This is a genomic window from Polyangium spumosum (genome assembly GCF_009649845.1).
Taxonomy (GTDB): Bacteria; Myxococcota_A; Polyangia; order Polyangiales; family Polyangiaceae; genus Polyangium; species Polyangium spumosum.
In genome coordinates, this window is sequence record NZ_WJIE01000002.1 from 455,002 (window position 1) to 474,042 (window position 19,041).

The following is a 19,041-nucleotide window of genomic DNA, read 5'->3' on the forward strand; positions in this document are numbered from 1 at the left end:
ATGCGCCGTATCCCCGGGTCCTTCATGCGGCGGGGGCCGAGGATCCTTTCATGAGCGTGATCGATCGACTGGGAAAGAAGCTCTCGTCCTCCAGCGCCGTGATGCGCCTCATCAGCAACGACCGCGTGATGCAGGTGGCAACGGGCATCATGGACGCGCGAGGCCGGTTCGAAGCCGCCGCCGAACGCGCCTCCGAAGCCTGGAGCATCCTCCTGCACGGTCACGCGCTCCCCACGATCGACCCGGCCCTCGAAGGCGGCGACGACGTCGTGAGCAAGGCCGCCCCGAAGAGCCCCGCGCCCGCCGCGCACGTCGCGACGAACGGCGCCGCGACGAACGGAGCCGCCGCGCACGCCACGACGAACGGCGCCGCGACGAACGGCGCCGCGAGCGTCGAGGCCACGACCACCGAAGCGCCGAAGCCCGCGGGCCCCGGGAGCGCGGCGGAGGAAAAACTCGCCCAGCAGATGGCCTCGCGCACGTCGCTCTCGCGCATCGGCGGTCGGGACGTGTTCGAGAAGTGTTACAAGTTCATGACCGCGGACAACGCCCGCGCCATGGGCGTCTACCCGTTCTTCCGCCCGCTCGACTTCAACAACGGACCCGAGGCGCAGCTCGAAGGCCGCAAGGTCATCATGCTCGGCTCGAACAACTACCTCGGGCTGACCACGCACCCGAAGGTCCGCGAGGCCGCGAAGAACGCGATCGACAAGTACGGCACGAGCATGACGGGCTCGCGCCTGGTGAACGGGTCGATGCGGCTGCACAACGAGCTCGAACAGAAGCTCGCGGCCTACCACGGCAAGGAAGCGGGGCTCGTCTTCACGACGGGCTACCAGGTCAACATCGCCACGATCAGCGCGCTGCTCTCCAACAAGAAGAGCGTGGCGGTCATCGACAAGGACGACCACGCATCGATCTACGACGGCGTCCGCCTCGGACAGGCCGCCGGCGCGCGTATGGTGCGCTACCGGCACAACGACCCCGACGCCCTCGACCAGGCCCTCTCCGAGCTCGACACGAGCGAAGGCGCGCTCGTCATCACGGACGGCGTCTTCAGCGCGCAGGGCGAAATCGCGAACCTGCCCGGCATCGTCTCGGTGGTGAAAAAACACAAGGCGCGGCTGCTCGTCGACGACGCCCACGCGCTCGGCGTGATCGGCCCGGGCGGGCGCGGCACCGCGGCCCATTTCGGCGTCGCGGATCAGGTGGACCTCATCGGCGGGACGTTCTCGAAATCCCTCGCGTCGATCGGCGGCTGGCTCGTCGGCGAGCGGAAGGTGCTCGATTACATCCAGCACTTCGCCTACAGCTTCCTGTTCGCCGCGAGCGCCGCGCCCCCGAGCGTGGCCGCCGCGATGGCGGCGCTCGACGTGATGCAGGAGGAGCCCGAGCGGCAAGAGAAGCTGCGCGAGAACTTCACCTACATGCGCAACGAGCTGCGCCGCCTGGGCTTCGAGCTCGGAAAGACCGAGACCGCGGTGATCCCGATTTACATCCGCGACGATCTCCGGACCGTGATGATGTGGAAGACGCTGCTCGACGAGCACTCGATCTACGTGAACCCATTCATCACGCCCGGCGTCCCCCCGAAGCAGCAGGTGCTCCGCACGAGCTACATGGCGACCCACGAGCGCCACCACCTCGACCGCGCCCTCGAAGCATTCGAGAAAGTCGGCAAAAAATTCGGTGTTTTGTAGAGGGGGCGGGCTCGATGGCCCGCCCCCTACGTCCCTCACTCCGCTTCGCTACGTTCGGGACTACCCCAGGATGTGGCTGCTGTCTCCTCGGGGACGTGAACGCTCGCGCACCAGGGCGCGTAGCCCGGTGTTCACACGCGGGCGCGAAGCCGCACCCCAAGCAACGTGAGACGGTGGCACGGTGCGTGTTAAGCACCCGCGTGGTACGAATACGCAGGCGCCCGCGCGCTCGTTGCGGCGCGTCCCCGCGCTGGAGGGTTTCATGTTCTTGCGTCCATCCTTCGCCAAGCTTCTCGGCCCGAGCGCCCTGTTCCTCGCCCTCGCCGCGGCCGGCAGCGGCTACGCCGGTTGCTCCGGCGGCGGCGACGCCACCGTCACGTGCGACGCGAACGGGGAAAACTGCGTGATCTGTGACGCCTACGGCTGTCACCCCGCCAATCCCAACGTGGGCCAGGGCGGCGGCGGCCAGGGCGGCAGCGGCGGCCAGGGCGGCGGCAATCCCGCGTGTGACCCGAACGTGACCACCTGCGCCTGCACCACCACCACGGATTGCCCCTCCGGCACGCTCTGCCTGGACGGCCTCTGCCTCGTCGGCTGCAACCACACCTTCGAATGCGGCCCCGGCAAGGTCTGCGCGAACGGGCAGTGCGAGGTCGGCTGCGACGCGAACAGCCCCTGCCAATCCGGCTACATCTGCGACAAGGGCATCTGCGTCGCCGACCCCGCGACCGCCTGCCCACAAAAGCCCTGCGCGAGCGGCGAGGCCTGCGTCGACGGCATCTGCGAACCCGGCTGCAAGACGAACGCCGAGTGCCCGAGCGGCGAGATCTGCGACAGCACGGCCGGCGGCTGCATCCCCGACCCTTCCCCCGTGCCCGGCTGCGGCCCCGGCCAGGCCCCCTGCCCCGGCGCGGCCCAGTGCGGCGCGGACGGCTACTGCCATTACCCCTGCGCCGACCTCACCGCCTGCAAGCTCATCGACAACCGCTTCGTCGCCTGCGATCAGGGCATCTGCAAGACGAACGAAGAGGTCAACCCCGAGTGCAGCCTCGACAAGCCCTGCCCCGCCGGCAAGGACTGCATCTCGAACAAGTGCCTGTAATCCGCCGCGAAGGCGGATCCCTCCCAGCAACCTCCCTCACCTCCACACGTCGGCGCCCGCGATGGACTTTTGCTCCGTCCCGGGCATGATGTCGATCCCCCCGCGGAGGTGATGGTGCAACAAAAACGCTTCGGTACCGACAAGCCCGGCCTCGAAACACGCTTCGACGCCCAACGGATCGCCTTCGCGCCGATCGTCTTCCAGGCCACGCGCCTCCTGCGATCGACGGGCCTCCTGGAAGCGGCGGAGGACCGCGGCGCCGAGGGGATCACGGCAGCCGAGGCCGCCGCGAAGACGGGGCTCTCGATATACGCGGCGACGGTCCTGCTCGAATGCGGGCTCTCGGCCGACCTCGTGGCCTACGACCAGGGGAGGTTCGTCATCACCACGCTCGGCGCCTTCATCCGCCGCGACGAGATGACGGCCGTGAACATGGAGTTCATCCACGAGGTCTGTTACCTCGGCATGCACAAGCTCGAGGACGCCCTGCGGCTCGGCGAGCCCGCGGGGTTACGCGTCTTCGGCGAATGGAAGACGGTCTACGAGGCGCTCGCCCACCTGCCCGAGCCCGCGAAGAGCGCCTGGCTGCGCTTCGACCATTTCTACTCGGACGCCGCCTTCCCCGCGGCGAGCCGGATCGTGCTCGAAAAGCAGCCGCGGAGCCTGCTCGACATCGGCTGCAACACCGGCAAATGGGCGTCGCTTTGCCTCTCCCGCTCGCCCGAGCTGCGCGCCTCGCTGGTCGACCTGCCCGGCCAGCTCGAAATGGCCATGCAGAACCTGCGCGAAAAAGGGCTCGACAGCCGCGCCGTCCCCTGCCCCGTCGACGTGCTCGATCCGCAGGCCGAGCTGCCCTCGGGCTTCGACGCCGTCTGGATGAGCCAGTTCCTCGTGTGTTTCTCGGAGGACGAGGTGAGGACGATCCTGCGCCGCGCCGGCCGCGCCGTGCGCCCGGGCGGGCGGCTCTGGATCCTCGATACGTTCTGGGACCGGCAGCGCTTCGACGCGGCCGCGTATTGCCTCATCAACACGTCGCCCTACTTCACCACGATCGCCAACGGCAACAGCCGCATGTACCGCGCCGAAGACATCCTCGCGCTCGCCCGCGAAGAGGGGCTCGAGCTCCAGACGACCCACGAGCGGCTCGGGATCTACCACTCGCTGCTGGAGCTCGCTCCGGTCTGAGGTTACCGCCGCTTCCTCCGTAGAACGAGCGCCCCGAGCGCCACCATCACCAGCGCCGCGCCGCCCGGCGCGCCTTCGGTTTGCCCGGTGGCGCAAGCGCAGCCGCCGCCTGCCAGGCGAATGGCCTCCTCCGGCGACACGCACATGCCCGGCGCCGTGCTGTTCGAGGTGCACACCTCGTCCGTGGGGCAACCATTACCACCCTCGCCGCGGCAGCCCTCCGTGCAGCCTCCCTCCACGCAGATCTGACCGCTGTTCGGGCCGCCGCATTGCTCGTCCGTCGTGCAAGGAGGCGGCACGTCGTCCGCTGGATCGAGCGGGTTCGTCTCGCCCGTATCCACGACGCCGTCCTTGTCCGTGTCCTCGTCGCCGTCGCTCACCCCGCCGTCGTCCGTGTCCGGATCGAGCGGGTCCGTCTTCGTCGCGCCCTCGTCGCCGTCGGGGATACAATTGCCGGCCATGGGGTTCGTCCCCGTGCCCGAGCAATCGAGGCCGAGCTCGGTCCCGTCGAAGAGCCCGTCGCCGTCGCTGTCCGGGTCGAGCCCGTTGATGAGCCCGTCCCCGTCCGTGTCCACGCCGACGTCCGGCTCCGCTCCATCCGACACGCCGTCGTCGTCGCTGTCGGCGTCGAGCGGATCCGTGCCGATCTGCGTCTCCTCCGCGTCCGTCAGCCCGTCGCCGTCCGTGTCGAGCTTCGTCGCGTCGTCGCTGCCGTCGTTTGGATCGATCTCGCCCGGATCGACCACGCCATTGCCGTTCGTGTCCTCGTCGCCGTCGGAGACGCCGCCGTCGTCCGTGTCCGTATCGAGCGGCGACGTCGTCGTCGCGCCCATGTCGGCGTCCGCGACGCAGGTGCCCGCCGCGGGATCCGTGGCCGGCCCGCTGCAATCCTTGCCCATCTCGGTGCCGTCGAACAACCCGTCGCCGTCGCTGTCCGGATCGAGCGCGTTGATCGTGCCGTCGTTGTCCGCGTCGTCGGTCGGGTTCGGCTCCTCTCCGTCGATCACGCCGTCGTCGTCGCTGTCGGCGTCGTTCGGATCGGTGCCGATGAAATCCTCGACCTCGTCGCTGAGCCCGTCGCCGTCCGTGTCGATCACGCCCACGTCGTCGGCGCCGTTGCCGGCCGTCGGGTTCGTCTCGCCCGGATCGATCTTGCCGTCGAGGTTCCAGTCCTCCGACCCGTCGCTCGCCGTGCCGTCGTCCGTGTCCCAGTCGAGCGGATCCGTCGTCGTGAGCCCCGCGTCCGCGTCGGCCACGCAATGGTCCTTCGTCACGTCCGTGGCCGGATCCGTGCAATCGAGGCCGAGCTCCGTGCCGTCGAAGAGCCCGTCGTTGTCGCTGTCCGGATCGAGCGCGTTGATCAGCCCGTCGCCGTCCGTGTCCTCGTCGAAGCTCGGCTCGTCGCCGTCGCGCACGCCGTCGTCGTCCGTGTCGGCGTCGTTCGGATCGGTGCCGATCACGAGCTCGTCCGCGTCGAAGATCCCGTCGCCGTCGCTGTCCGGCGGATCGTCGGCGCCGTTGCCCGTCGTCGGGTTCGTCTCGCCGGGATCGATGACGCCGTCCTTGTCCTTGTCCTCGGCCCCGTCCGCCGCGCCGCCGTCGTCCGTGTCCCAATCGAGCGGATCGGTCACGGTCGCGCCGCCGTCGCCGTCCGGAATACAATGGCCCGCGGCCGGATCGGTGTCCGGGTTGCCGCAGCCCATGCCCATTTCCAGCCCGTCCGGGAGCCCGTCGTTGTCGCTGTCCGGATCGAGCGCGTTGATCAGCCCGTCGCCGTCCGTGTCCTCGCCCGGGCTCGGCTCCGCCGCGTCGGAGACGCCGTCGTCGTCCGTGTCCCAGTCGAAGGGATCGGTGCCGAGCATGAGCTCGACCTTGTCGAGCAGGCCGTCGCCGTCGCTGTCGAGCGGATCGTCCTCGCCGTTGCCCTTCGTCGGGTTGGTCTCGCCCGGATCGAGCGCGCCGTCCTTGTTCTTGTCCTCGTCGCCGTCGGACACGCCGCCGTTGTCCGAGTCCCAGTCGACCATCGAGGTCTTCGTCGCGCCCAGGTCGGCGTCCGGCGTGCACGCGTTCGCCGCCGGGTTCGTCGCCGGGTGCTGGCAATCGCTCCCGACCTCGGTGCCGTCCCGGAGCCCGTCGCCGTCGCTGTCGATGTCGCGGACGTTGATCAGCCCGTCGCCGTCGGTGTCGTCCGACGGGTTCGCCTCGTCGCCGTCGAGCACGCCGTCGTCGTCGGTGTCCGCGTCGTTCGGGTTCGAGCCGAGGAACGCCTCGAGCTGGTTCGTCAGCCCGTCGCCGTCGTTGTCCAGGTTCGAGAGCTGCTGGTCGTCCGGCGCGTTGCCTTCGGTCGGATCGGTCTCGTTGATGTCGATCCGGCCGTTGAGGTTCCGATCCTCCGCCCCGTCCCTCACGCCGCCGCCGTCCGTGTCCCGGTCGACCGGCGAGGTCTGGAGCACGCCGCCGTCCGCGTCGGGCCGGCAGTTCTCCGCGGCCGGGTCCGTCGCGGGGTGCGAGCAACCGTGGCCGGTCTCGGTGCCGTCGAAGAGCGCGTCGTCGTCGCTGTCCGGATCGAGCGGGTTCGGCAGCCCGTCGCCGTCCGTGTCGTCGGACGGGTTCGCCTCGTCGCCGTCGAGCAGCCCGTCGTCGTCGCTGTCGGCGTCGTTCGGGTCCGAGCCGATCGTCGCTTCGAGCCCGTCGCTCAGCCCGTCGCCGTCCGCGTCCATGGCCTGGGCGTCGTCCGCGCCGTTCCCTGCCGTCGGGTCCGTCTCGCCTGCGTCGACCACGCCGTCGAGGTCCACGTCCTCCGAGCCGTCCATCGTGCCGCCGCCGTCCGAATCCGCGTCGAGCGGGTCCGTCGTCGTCTGCCCGGCGTCGCCGTCGGGCCTGCAATGGCCGGCCGCCGCGTCCGTGCCGGGCCCGCTGCAATCCTTGCCCGACTCGGTGCCGTCGAACAAGCCGTCGTCGTCGCTGTCCGGATCGAGCGCGTTGATGAGCCCGTCGCCGTCCGTATCCGCGCTGTAGTCGGGCTCCTCGCCGTCGGCGATACCATCGTCGTCGCTGTCGGCGTCGTTCGGGTCGGTCCCGATCTGCGCCTCGATCGCGTCGATCAGCCCGTCGCCGTCGGTGTCGGGGCAGCCATTGTCGAGCGCGCCGTCACAATCGTCGTCGATCGCGTCGCCGCAGACCTCGGGGCTCGGCGTCCCGGGCACGGCGTTGCACACCGCGCCGCCCTGCGCGTCGCACACGATCGAGCCCACGACGGCGCACGCGCCCACGCCCTCGACGCACGCCGCGCCGAGGCCGAGGCCGTCGTCGTCCACGCCGTCGCAATCGTCGTCCGTGAAATTGCACGTCTCCGGCAGCTCGCCCGGGAGGACGGCCGGCACGCAGGCGACGTTGCCCGAAGAGCAGGCCGTGATCCCCACGCTGCAGACGCCGGGCAGGCCCGTCACGCAAGGTTGTCCCCCGCCCGGATCCCCGTCGTCGACGAAGCCGTTACAATCGTCGTCGAGCCCGTTGCACATCTCGGCCTGCGGCGTTCCGGGCGTCGCGTCGCACGTGGCCCCGCCCTGCCCGTCGCAGATGATGACGCCCGCCGCCGCGCAGACGCCGAGCCCCTCGGTGCAGGCCGTGCCGAGCCCGAACCCGTCGTCTTCCAGGCCGTCGCAATCGTCGTCGAGCCCGTTGCACGTCTCGGCCTGCGACCCCGGCAGCACGTTCGGCGTGCACTGCAAACCCCCGGTGATGCAGTTCTGGGTCCCCGCGTTGCACACGCCGAGCAGGCCCGTCACGCAGGCGCCGCCGCCGTCGGGGTTGTCCTCGTCCGCCGCGCCGTCGCAGTCGTCGTCGACCGCGTTGCACGTCTCCTGCGAGGGTTCGCCCGGGAACGCGTCACATACGGCCAAACCCGCCGCGTTGCAGGTGAGCGTGCCCGACGCCGCGCACGCCCCGACCCCGGCGGAGCAGAGCTGACCGTAACCCGCGCACGTCTGGGGAATGCAACCCGAGCTGCTGCAGAAATACGGATCACTGAGCACAAGCGCGAGGGTCGGCGCGCCGCTGAAATCCGTGGAGAGCGTGGACGTGCTCACGCCGGTGCCACACGCGAAGCGGAGCGGCGTCGCGTCGCCGACCCCCGCGGCCTGGAGCAGGAGCTTCTCCACGGCCCAGTCGACGAAGAAATCGGCGTCCGGCGCGGCGATCGGGAAGACCGCGCCCGCCGCGACGTGCCGCGCATACCCGAAGCCCGGCTGCCCGAGCTGCAGCGGGCCGAGGTAGGCCTTCACCATCACCTCGGGCGTGTCGCTCGCGGAGCCCGACGCCTGCTGGGTCGTGTTCAACCAGAACCGCACGGCGTCCGGCGCCGAGATGCCGTCGACGAGCGCGCTGAACTCGAAGTCCGTGGCGTCGTTGTCCGCGTCGATCACGCACCCGAAGCTCGACACGTTGTCGAAGTTCGTCGGCCCTGCGAGGGCCGTCGTGTTGACGCGCAGGCGGAAGTAGAAGTGCGTGCCGTCGCTGTGCACGTACGCGAGCGGGTTCGCCGCGTTCCCGACGATGTCGCGCTGAGGCGCGTCGTCGCCGGAGACGTCGCCGATCGGCACGTGTTGCCCCGCGCCTGCGTCGAAGCGCGTGAGCGCGGCCCACGTCGCGTCGGCCGGGAAGGTTTGCGCGGTCGCGGCCGCGGAGAGCGTGGTGGCAGCGAGCCCGAACAGCAGCGCGATGCTGCGCCCCCGGCGCCTGCGAGAGTCGAACAATCCCATGAGGTCCTCGTACGGTCCTGCGACATAACCGCGATGACAAACACGACGCAAGGGCGATACGGCGCACCCTTCCCGCTTTTCTCCTACGTGGCTCGCCGACACGCGGCTCAGCTTCCGGACCGCGCGGCGTGCGGCATGCTTGACCGCCCCTCCGCGCGCGGGTAAGCGAGCTTCATCGCCTTCATGCTACCGCGTCGCCTCCCCCGCCTCCACGCGGCCCTCGCCGCTACCGTGCTCTCCGCGCTCGTCTCGCTCGCCCCTGCATCGGCCTCGGCCGAGGGCAAGATCGCGGTCGTCGACGTCCAGCAGGCCGTCATGCAGACCGAGGACGGCATCCGCGCCCAGGGCACGCTGAAGAAGCTGTTCGACAAGCGCCAGAAGGAGCTCGACGCCAAGCAGGCGGAGCTCCAGAAGGCGCGCGAGGACATCGAGCGCCAGGCCCGCGTGCTCTCGCGCGAGGCCCTCGCCCGTCGCATGGAAGACTGGCAGCGCCGCATGGTCGAGCTCCAGACGAGCTTCGTCGACTACAACAAAGAGCTCCAGAAGAAGCAGGGCGACCTCACGGGGCCCATCCTGCGCAAGATGATGGGCATCATCACGCGCGTCGCGAAGAAGAAGGGCTACGAGCTCATCCTCGACCGCTCCGCGACGCCCTACGCGCGGCCGGATCTCGACCTCACCGAGCAGGTCGTGCAGATGTACAACTCCGGGGGAGACGGCGGCGGCGACGCCCCGCCCGAGGGCGGCGGCGACAAGCCGTCGGGAGGCGGCGACGAAAAGAAGTAGCCGCGGCGCCGTGCTCCCTGCGCCCGTGCGCCTCCGCGAGCTCGCGGCGGCACACGGCGGGAGGCTCGATCCCGGCATCGAGGACGCCGTCGTGTCCCGCGTCCTGCCCGTCGACGCGGCCGAGCCCCGAGGCGACGAGGCGACACTCGCGCCGCTCCTCTCCCGCCGCTACCTCGCCGCGGCGCACGCGAGCGAGGCGTTTTTGCTCGTCGATGCGGAGCTCGCCTCGCTCGTCCCGGCCGGCAAGCGCTGGATCCACCCGCGCGCCGCGTATGCGCTCGCCTGCGTGCTCGAGCGCGTGGCCCGGCCCGGGCCCTCGGACGCGCGCGAGCACGCGCGGATCGATCCTGCCGCGATCGTCGATCCGACCGCCATCATCGGCCCCTTCGCCGTCGTGTATGCCGGCGCCGAGATCGGCCCGCGCTGCCGCATCGAGCCGCACGTCGTCGTGTACGGCGGCGTCACGCTCGGCGCGCGCGTCACGGTCGGCGCCTCGTCGGTCCTCGGCCGCCCTGGCTTCGGCTGGGCGACGTCCCCTGCGGGCGACGTCGTGCGTGTCCCGCAGCTCGGCGGCGTGGTGATCGAGGACGACGTCGAGATCGGCCCGCTCTGCACCATCGACGCTGGCACGCTCGCGCCGACGATCCTCCGCCGCGGCGCCAAGCTCGACGCGCACGTGCACGTCGGCCACAACGCCGAGATCGGCGCGGGCGCGCTCATCGCGGCCCAATCGGGCTTCGCGGGCTCGTCGCGTATCGGCCCCGGCGCGCTCGTGGGCGGGCAGGTCGGCGTCGCCGACCACTGCGAGGTCGGCGCGGGCGCGCGGCTCGCGGCGAAATCGGGCGTCATCGGCGACGTGCCTGCGGGCGCCGTCTTCGGCGGCTATCCCGCGGTGGACAAGACGCGGTGGCTCCGCGGGACGGCCCGGCTCCTCGAAGAGCCCGAGCGCAAACGGAAGGGACGATCCGGATGACGGAGACGACGGGCGTGAAGCTCCCGATCGAGGTGCGCGAGATCCTCACGATCTTGCCGCATCGTTATCCCCTGGTGATGGTCGATCGCGTGACGGAGCTCGTCCCGGGCGAGCGCATCGCGGGGCACAAGTGCGTCGCGTACAACGAGCCCTGGTTCCAGGGCCATTTCCCCGCGCACCCGATCATGCCTGGCGTCCTGATCATCGAATCGATGGTGCAGATCGGCGGCCTGCTCGCGCACGCCTCCGATCCTGCGCCTGGGCCGCAGCCGAAGGTCGTGCTCTTCCTCGGCATCGACAAGGCGCGCTTCCGCAGGCCCGTCGTGCCGGGTGACAGGCTCGACCTCTCGGCCACGGCATTGCAGCGGCGGGGCCCGGTCTGGAAGCTCCGGGGCGAGGCGCGTGTGGATGGAAACCTCTGCGCCGAGGCCGAGATGCTGGCGCAGGTCGCGGATCGATCCCCGTGAAGAGCGCCTCGCGCGTCGAGCGTGGGGACTGGCAGACGCCGCTCGATCTCGCGAGGCAGGTCAGCCACCTCGCCGCGCGCCTCGGCGCGCGCCCGGCCTCGATCCTCGAGCCCACGTGTGGCCGAGGCGCGTTCCTCCAGGCCGCCGCGGAGGTTTTTCCGGGCACGTTCGCGCGTGGCTTCGACATCAACGTCGAGCATGTCGAGCGGGCGCGCCTCGCGCTCGCGGGCCGGCCGGCCGCGATCGACGTCGGTGATTGCTTCGACGTCCCCTGGGAGGACGTGCTCGCCAAGATGCCGGAACCCTTGCTCGTGCTGGGCAATCCGCCCTGGGTGACGAGCGCGGAGCTCGGCGCGCGCGGCTCGCGCAACTTGCCTCCGAAATCGAACTTCAAGCGGTTCTCGGGGCTCGACGCGATGACGGGCAAGAGCAATTTCGACGTCTCGGAGTGGATCCTCCTGCGCCTGCTCGCGGCGCTCCGGGGGCGCGATTTCCGCGTGGCCGTGCTCTGCAAGAGCAGCGTCGCGCGGCGCGTTATGGAGCACGTGGCGCGCGAGGGGACCCCCTACGCGGGCGCGACGTACCGGATCGACGCGCGAGGCGCCTTCGACGTGGCGGCGGCGGCCGTCGTGATGACGCTCGCGACGCGCGCGCCCGGGGAGGCGCCTCCGCGCGGCTGGGCGGTCTTCGATTCGCTCGACGCCGAGCGGCCCGAGAGGACGATGGGCGTACACGGCGGGCGGCTCTACAGCGACATCGAGCGGTTCGAGCGGACGAAGGCCCTCGAGGGGGATTGCACGCCCGCCTGGCGCTCGGGGCTCAAGCACGATTGCGCGCCCGTGATGGAGCTCGAAGCCAAGGGCGGCGCGCTCGTCAATGGCCTCGGCGAGCGGGTGGACATCGAGGACCTCGTGGTGTTCCCTCTGCTCAAGGGCTCGGACGTGGCGAATGGCCGGCGGCCTGGGCGGCGCTTCGTGCTCGTCACGCAGCGCTGGCTCGGCGAGGAGACGCGGACGCTCAGGGAGCAGGCGCCGCGGGCCTGGGCGTACCTCGTCCGGCACGAGGAGAAGCTCGACGTGCGGAAGAGCTCCATTTACCGCGACAAACCGCCGTTTTCGGTGTTCGGGATCGGCCCGTACACGTTCGCGCCGTACAAGGTGGCGATCTGCGGGCTGTACAAGAAGCTCGCGTTCTCGCTGGTGGAGCCGCACGAGGGGCGACCCGTGGTGCTCGACGACACGTGTTACTTCTTGCCGTTCGAGGCTCGCGAGCAGGCCGAGGCGGCGCTCCTGGCATTGCAGAGCGAGGCGGCGCGCGTGTTCTTCGAGGCGAGGGTGTTCTGGGAGGACAAGCGCCCGATCGGCAAGGGCCTCTTGCAGTCGATATCGCTCGCGGCGCTCGGCGGCGCGCGCGGGTAGCATTTTTCCGTCGTCGGCCGAGCGTTGCACCTCCCGGGCGCCTGTGCTCCCCTTCACGCGGAGGCTTGACTTATGAAGAATACGTGGAAGGGCATGGGGGCGCTCGGGCTCGGGTTCTGGCTGATGGGGGCGGGCTGCTGGTCGTCGTGCTTCGTGCGTGGGACGCGCATCGTGACGCCGCAGGGGTTTCGCCGCATCGAGGACCTCGTGGTGGGCGACGAGGTGTACAGCTTCGACCTCGCGACGCGGCGGCCCGTGGTGCGCAGGGTGGCGGAGGTGCTCCGGGCCGAGGCGGCGGAGATCCTCCACATCGCGGCGGGTGAGCTCGTCCTCGCCGGCGTGACGCCCGAGCACCCGTTTTATGACGCCGAGCTCGGGGCTTATGCCCCTGCGGGCGAGCTCCAAAAAGGGACGCGGCTCGTCGCGTGGCTCGGCGCCGCAGACGTCCGCGAGCTCGAGATCACCGAGCACCGGAGTGTGTCCGCCCGTGGCAAGGTCGAGGTCTTCAATTTGACGATCGACGGACCCGAGCACAACTACTTCGCGGAGGGATTGCTCGTCCACAACAAGGATGTCCCCACCACCGGCAACAATTACCAGGGATTGCCTTGCGCCTCGAATGCGGATTGTACTCCCGGCGGGCTGTTTTGCGTGCCGACCTCCGACGGCCTCTGCGGCGCGGTCGAGGCGACCTGCGAGAAGATCGTCTGTGAAGACGGCCCGCTCCGCACCATCTGTGGTTGCGACGGCAAACCACACATCGCGGACAACTGCCCCAGCGTCAACGACGTCAACATCGACAAGCGCCCGGAGGCGTGCGCCCCTCCGGAAGGCATGTACAACTGCGGCAACGGGACCTGCGCCCTCGAAACGCAGTATTGCCTGGAGGGATATCTCACCGTCGCATGCGAGGACCTCCCGCCGAGCTGCACGGGCGCCGAGGCGACCTGCGAATGCCTCGAGGCGGCCGGCGTCGCGAGCTGCGGCTGCGTGGTGAGCGACGGGGGGATCCGCGTCTCCGGTTGCAAGCCCTGACCCATTGACGCGCGCGCACGAGCCGGGATAACTTCGACGAATGGCGATGCGTCCTCCCCTCGTGGTTCCCCTCGTCCTCGGGCTCGGCGTCGCCTCGTCGACCTCGGCCTTCGCCGACGTCATCCACGACATGCCCATCACCTGCCCGACGGGCACGGAGAAGGACGTCTCCCACGAGGGGCCCTATTGCGTCCCGCCGCTCCGCGCCGATTGCCCGCCCGGGTACGAGCCGAGGGTCGTCCGTTCCACGTCGTACTGCGAGGCGCCTCCCCCCGCGCCTTGCTCGAGGGGCCTGCACTGGGAGTCGACCGCGCCCGACCAGGCCTCCTGCGTCTTCAACGAGCGCTGCGGCGGGGCCGGCGAGACCTGCGCCCACGGCACCTGCGGGGACATGCCCTTCTGCATCGAGAAGGAGGACCTCGGGCGCTTCGTGATGGATGTCGCGCGTGGCGCGTGCAAGACCACCTCCGATTGCGCCGCATTCCCCAAAGCCGAGTGCCGGAAGCGATTGACCTGCTCCGACAGCCGCCTCGAGCGGCACGAGGCCGCGCGCATCGAGGCCGCCAAGCGCGTACCCGCGAGCGCCGTCCCCGCGCCCTACGTCGCCGCCTCGGGGGGCGCAGAGCCGCCGTATCCCGTGCTGAAGGACGGCCAAGCACAGCCGGCCTTGCCCGACGCCCCGCAGAAGCCCGGCGATCCAAGCCCGACCTCTCCGGCGCCCGCGAACATGACCAAGCCGTCGAGCGGCGGCGGCTGCGCGGGATGCGCGGTCGACGTATCGGATCGGGGCGGCGTCGGCTGGGCCGCGCTCATGAGCCTGCTCGGCGTGGGGATCGCGCTGCGGCGCAAGGGTGGGCGAGGCTGAACAGCCACCCGCCCCCCACCCCGCTCCCGCCTCCGCCCTCCCAGCAATAGGTTCACCTCGAACGCGCATGCGGCGATCCGAGCGTGCGGCCGGGGCGCCACGGAGGGCACATGACCGAGCGGGGGGATCGAATGCGTCATACGAGGCTGTGGACGGCGTTCGGCGCGGTCATCGTGTTTTCTTTCGCCGTGCTCGGCTGGTTCGGCGTCGAGATTTACCGCAAAGCGCCGCCCATCCCGGATCGTGTCGTCGTGGCCTCGGAGGGACGCACCCTCTTCACGGGTCAGGACATTCGCGACGGCCAGAACGTCTGGCAATCTCTCGGCGGCCAGGAGGTCGGCTCGATATGGGGGCACGGCGCCTACGTCGCCCCCGATTGGTCGGCGGACTGGCTCCACCGCGAGGCGACGTGGATCCTCGACGTCTGGGCGCGCGACGAAAAGGGCACGACCTTCGACGACCTCCCCGCCCCGGATCGCGCCTCCCTCATCGAGCGCCTCAAGGCCGAGATGCGGACGAACACCTACGACCCCCGGACGGGCGCGATCACCGTGAGCCCGCTCCGCGCCCGCGCGATCGAGGAGGTCTCCAGGCATTACACGGCCCTCTTCGGCGCCGACCCCGCGATGGCCGAATTGCGCGACGCCTACGCCATCCCGGCCGAGACGCTCCGGGACCCCGAGCGCCAGCGCCTCATGAATGCCTTCTTTTTCTGGGCGGCGTGGGCCTGCGCGACCGAGCGCCCCGGCGCGACCATCACCTACAGCAACAACTGGCCCTCCGAACCGCTCATCGGCAATACGCCCTCGGGCGCGCTCGTGGTGTGGTCCGTCGTGAGCTTCGTCCTCTTGCTCGCCGGCATCGGCGCGCTCGCGTGGTACTTCGCGGCCCAGCGCCACCGCCCCGAGAAGGAGCCCGAGTATCCCACGCGGGATCCCCTGCTCGGCCTCCAGGCCACGCCCTCCATGCGCGCGACGCGCAAGTATTTCTGGGTCGTCGCCGCGCTCGTCGTCGTGCAGATCGGCCTCGGCGCGGTGAGCGCCCATTACGGCGTCGAGGGCTCCGGCTTCTACGGCATCCCCCTCGACCAGTGGCTACCGTATGCCGTCACGCGCACCTGGCACGTCCAGCTCGGCATCTTCTGGATCGCCACGGCCTGGCTCGCCACCGGCCTCTTCATCGCGCCGGCCGTCGGCGGCCACGAGCCGAAATACCAGCGCGCCGGCGTCAATTTCCTCTTCGTCTGCTTGCTCGTCATCGTGGTCGGCTCCCTCGCCGGCCAGTGGTTCGGGGTCCGGCAGAAGCTCGGCTTCGAGGCGAACTTCTGGTTCGGCCACCAGGGCTACGAATACGTCGACCTCGGCCGCTTCTGGCAGATCTTCCTGCTCGTTGGCCTCTTCCTCTGGCTCTTCCTCATCGGGCGAGCGATGTGGCCCGCGTTCAAGAAGGGCGGCGAGAGCAAGCACCTGCTCGCCTTGTTCCTCATCGCCTCGGCGGCGATCGCCCTGTTCTACGCCGCCGGCCTCATGTGGGGGCGCCAGACGAACCTCGCCATGGCCGAATACTGGCGCTGGTGGGTCGTGCACCTCTGGGTCGAGGGCTTCTTCGAGGTCTTCGCCACCGTCGTGATCGCCTTCCTCTTCGCGCGTATGGGCCTCTTGCGGATCGCGACCGCGACCACGGCCGTCCTCTTCTCGACGATCCTCTTCCTCTCGGGCGGCATCATCGGCACCTTCCACCACCTCTATTTCACGGGCACGCCGACCTCGGTCCTCGCCCTCGGCGCGACGTTCAGCGCGCTCGAGGTCGTGCCCCTCGTGCTCATCGGCTTCGAGGCCTACGAAAACCTCACGCTCTCGCGCGCGAGGCCCTGGGTCGCCGCGTACAAGTGGCCCATTTACTTCTTCGTGGCCGTCGCGTTCTGGAACCTCGTCGGCGCGGGCCTCTTCGGCTTCTTCATCAACCCGCCGATCGCGCTTTATTACATGCAGGGCCTCAACACCACGCCCGTCCACGGCCACACCGCCCTCTTCGGCGTCTACGGCATGCTCGGCATCGGCCTCATGCTCTTTTGCCTCAAGGGGTTGTCGACGCACCGCGTGTGGAGGACGGGCGCGCTCTCCTTCGCGTTCTGGGCGATCAACATCGGCCTCGCGCTGATGGTGCTCCTGAGCCTGCTCCCGCTCGGCCTCTTGCAGACCTGGGCCAGCGTCGAACACGGCATGTGGTATGCGCGCTCGGCGGAGTTCCTGCAGACGCCGCGTATGGACACGCTGCGGTGGTTACGCGTCGTCGGGGATACGATCTTCGCCGCGGGCGCGCTCGCGCTCGGCTGGTTCGTCCTCGGGCTCAAGACGGGCTGGTCGCTGCGCGCCGAGGGGGACCCGGGGCTGCCGCTCGAGCGCAGGCCCTTCGTGATCGGCCCGCCCAGCGAGAAGGAAGTTTGACGATAGGCGGGCCCGTCAGCGCAGGCGCTCCAGGAAAGCGCCGGCCACCGCGGCCGGCGTTTGTTTCTCCTGATCGACCTCGCGGTTGAGCCGCCGCATCGTGCCTTCGTCGATCCGGCCCGCGAGCGCGCGCAGCGCGTCGATCACCTCGGGGCGCTCGCGCACGAGGTGATCACTCGCCAGCACGAGCGCGTCGTACGGCGGGATCGCGTGGCGGTCGTCCTCGAGCACGACGAGGTCGTAGGCGGCGATGCGGCCGTCCGTGGAGAACGCGCCGATCACGTCGACCGCGCCGTTCTTCGCGGCCTCGTACATGAGGGAGGAATCCATGCTGCGCTCCTCGGCGAACACGAGGCCGTAGACGCGCGAAATGTTCTTCCACTCGGGCCGCAGAAAAAATTCGTAATCGCCGCCGACGCGCAGGCGCCGCGCGAGCGGGGCGAGGTCGCCGATGCGGCGCAGCCCGAGCCGCTCGGCCTCGGCGCGGCGCATGGCGAGCGTATAGGTATTCTCGAAGCCGAGCGCCGCGACGACGTGCACCCCGTATCGCTCGGGCAGCAGCCGCTCGACCTCCGCGCGCACCGTCTCCCGATCGGCCGGCGCCTCGCCGCGCCCGAGCACCGTGGCCCAGAGCGTGCCCGAGTAATCGACGTAAGCGTCGATCTGCCCTGTCCGGAGCGCGTCGAAGGCGACGGTGGACCCGAGCGAACCCACGGTCCGCGTGGGCGAACCCGTCCGGCGCTGCACCTCGGCCGCGAGGATCTCCGCGAGGATGTAGCTCTCCGTGAACGTCTTGGCGCCGATGGTCACCGGCGCCTCCTCCCGCGAAGCCGCTGCCCGCACGAAAGGCGCGGCGCCGTACGCCGCGAGCAACAAGAAGCCCACGAGGGAGACGGCCAGCGCGCCCCGCCGCCGCTGCGAGAGCCCCACGTGAACGCCACGCAAGAGCCCGTCGATGACGAGCGCGAGGACGGCGGAGGCCACGCACCCGACGAGCACGGACGTGTAATTGCGGGTCTGCAGCCCGCCGAAGATGTAATTGCCGAGGCTCGGCGCGCCGACCGGGGTCGAGAGCGTGGCCGTCCCGACGGTCCAGACGGCGGAGATACGGATGCCGGCCACGATCACGGGCATCGCGAGGGGGAGCTCGACACGAAACAGCGATTGTCGTGGCGTCATGCCCACGCCCTTCGCCGCCTCCAGCACGGCCGGATCGAGGCCGGACAACCCCGCCACGGTGTTCCGCAGAATGGGCAAGAGGCTGTACAAGACGAGCCCGATCAGCGCGGGCAGATACCCGATGCTCCGGGCCCCGAGCGCGGCGAGCGCGGGGACCATGAACGCGAGCAAGGCGAGGCTCGGGATGGTCTGCAGGACACTCGCCGCGCCGACGATCGGCGGCGCGAGCCTCGGGGACCGCGACACGACGACGCCGAGCGGGACGCTGACCACGATCCCCAGCGCGAGCGCGACGAGCGAGAGCCCGAGGTGGGCCGCGAGCAGGCCAGGCAGAAGCGCGAGCTGCTCCTTCAAGCCTCACCTCCCCCGAGCTTCGCCGTGACGAAGGCCGCTCGCCGCAGAGGCGCGGAGACGAGCTCCTTCACGTAAGGATCGGCCGGCGCGCGCGCGAGCTCCGAGGCCGTCCCGACCTGCAGGAGCTCTCCGCTCTTCATCACGGCCACGCGATCCCCGAGCGTCATGGCCTCGACCATGTCGTGCGTGACGAAGATGGCCGTGACCCCGAGCTTCTTGCGGATGCCATCAAACGAGGCCTGGAGCCGCTCGCGCGTGAGGGGGTCGAGCGCGCCAAAAGGCTCGTCGAGCAGCAGGACCGGCGGCTCGGCCGCGAGCGCGCGCGCGACGGCGACGCGCTGCGCCTGGCCGCCCGAGAGCTCGTGGGGAAAGCGGCTCGTGATGACGCCGGGGTCGAGCTCGACGAGCTCGAGCAACGAGGCGACACGCGCCCGGATGCGGCCCTCGTCCCAGCCGAGCAGCCGAGGCGTGACGCCGATGTTCTCGGCCACGGTCAGGTGCGGAAAGAGCCCGAGCGCCTGGAACACGTACCCGATGCGGCGCCGCAGCTCGTGCGGGACGGCGCGCGTGATGTCCTCTCCCGCCACGCGAATGCGTCCGGACGTCGCCTCGACGAGCCGATTGACCATTTTCAGCGTGGTCGTCTTCCCGGAGCCGGACGCGCCGAGCAGGACCAGCAGCTCGCCCTCGGCGACACACAACGAGACGTGATCGACGACGACGGTCTCGCCGTAACGCTTGGTCACGTCGCACAGCTCGATCATCACGCC

13 protein-coding genes are annotated in these 19,041 nt (G+C 70.2%); 10 read left to right on the plus strand and 3 right to left on the minus strand.

Features of this window, described 5'->3' with window-relative positions:
• Positions 1-50 precede the first annotated feature (50 nt).
• The 3 genes from GF068_RS07860 (at position 51) to GF068_RS07870 (ending at position 3,987) form a co-directional block, all read left to right on the plus strand.
• Positions 51-1,700, plus strand: a complete 1,650-nt coding sequence (locus GF068_RS07860) for an aminotransferase class I/II-fold pyridoxal phosphate-dependent enzyme (protein ID WP_240806732.1) — start codon at positions 51-53, stop codon at positions 1,698-1,700.
• A 181-nt stretch (positions 1,701-1,881) separates the two neighbouring features.
• Positions 1,882-2,802 carry a hypothetical protein gene (locus GF068_RS07865; RefSeq protein ID WP_338046279.1) on the plus strand — a complete coding sequence of 307 codons (921 nt, stop codon included), beginning with the start codon at positions 1,882-1,884 and terminating at the stop codon, positions 2,800-2,802.
• A gap of 111 nt (positions 2,803-2,913) precedes the next feature.
• Positions 2,914-3,987 carry a class I SAM-dependent methyltransferase gene (locus GF068_RS07870; RefSeq protein ID WP_153818702.1) on the plus strand — a complete coding sequence of 358 codons (1,074 nt, stop codon included), beginning with the start codon at positions 2,914-2,916 and terminating at the stop codon, positions 3,985-3,987.
• Between the two features lie 2 nt (positions 3,988-3,989).
• On the opposite strand, the gene GF068_RS07875 is transcribed toward GF068_RS07870, so the two are convergent.
• Positions 3,990-8,747 (minus strand): MYXO-CTERM sorting domain-containing protein, encoded by a 4,758-nt coding sequence (locus GF068_RS07875; RefSeq protein WP_153818703.1) that lies wholly within the window; start codon positions 8,745-8,747, stop codon positions 3,990-3,992.
• A 183-nt stretch (positions 8,748-8,930) separates the two neighbouring features.
• Between GF068_RS07875 and GF068_RS07880 the strand changes: the two genes are divergently transcribed.
• The 7 genes from GF068_RS07880 (at position 8,931) to GF068_RS07910 (ending at position 16,738) form a co-directional block, all read left to right on the plus strand.
• Positions 8,931-9,533, plus strand: a complete 603-nt coding sequence (locus GF068_RS07880) for an OmpH/Skp family outer membrane protein (RefSeq protein ID WP_153818704.1) — start codon at positions 8,931-8,933, stop codon at positions 9,531-9,533.
• Between the two features lie 10 nt (positions 9,534-9,543).
• Positions 9,544-10,506, plus strand: a complete 963-nt coding sequence (locus tag GF068_RS07885) for a UDP-3-O-(3-hydroxymyristoyl)glucosamine N-acyltransferase (RefSeq protein ID WP_153818705.1) — start codon at positions 9,544-9,546, stop codon at positions 10,504-10,506.
• Entirely contained in the window at positions 10,503-10,973 is a 471-nt protein-coding gene (gene fabZ / locus GF068_RS07890) for a 3-hydroxyacyl-ACP dehydratase FabZ (protein WP_153818706.1), read from the plus strand. The genes GF068_RS07885 and fabZ overlap by 4 nt, the downstream gene beginning before the upstream one ends.
• Positions 10,970-12,391 (plus strand): class I SAM-dependent methyltransferase, encoded by a 1,422-nt coding sequence (locus tag GF068_RS07895; protein WP_153818707.1) that lies wholly within the window; start codon positions 10,970-10,972, stop codon positions 12,389-12,391. The genes fabZ and GF068_RS07895 overlap by 4 nt, the downstream gene beginning before the upstream one ends.
• 72 nt (positions 12,392-12,463) lie before the next feature.
• Positions 12,464-13,426 carry a Hint domain-containing protein gene (locus GF068_RS07900; protein ID WP_153818708.1) on the plus strand — a complete coding sequence of 321 codons (963 nt, stop codon included), beginning with the start codon at positions 12,464-12,466 and terminating at the stop codon, positions 13,424-13,426.
• A gap of 40 nt (positions 13,427-13,466) precedes the next feature.
• Positions 13,467-14,291, plus strand: coding sequence for a hypothetical protein (locus GF068_RS07905; RefSeq protein WP_153818709.1), 825 nt, complete (start codon positions 13,467-13,469; stop codon positions 14,289-14,291).
• Between the two features lie 131 nt (positions 14,292-14,422).
• Entirely contained in the window at positions 14,423-16,738 is a 2,316-nt protein-coding gene (locus GF068_RS07910; RefSeq protein WP_153818710.1) for a nitric-oxide reductase large subunit, read from the plus strand.
• Positions 16,739-16,753: 15 nt separating this feature from the next.
• On the opposite strand, the gene GF068_RS07915 is transcribed toward GF068_RS07910, so the two are convergent.
• The gene (locus tag GF068_RS07915; RefSeq protein ID WP_153818711.1) at positions 16,754-18,271 is read right to left on the minus strand and encodes an ABC transporter permease/substrate-binding protein; all 1,518 of its coding nucleotides are present in this window, start codon (positions 18,269-18,271) and stop codon (positions 16,754-16,756) included.
• On the minus strand, positions 18,268-19,035 hold the full coding sequence (locus GF068_RS07920; RefSeq protein WP_153819135.1) for an ATP-binding cassette domain-containing protein: 768 nt from the start codon (positions 19,033-19,035) through the stop codon (positions 18,268-18,270). The genes GF068_RS07915 and GF068_RS07920 overlap by 4 nt, the downstream gene beginning before the upstream one ends.
• Positions 19,036-19,041 lie beyond the last annotated feature (6 nt).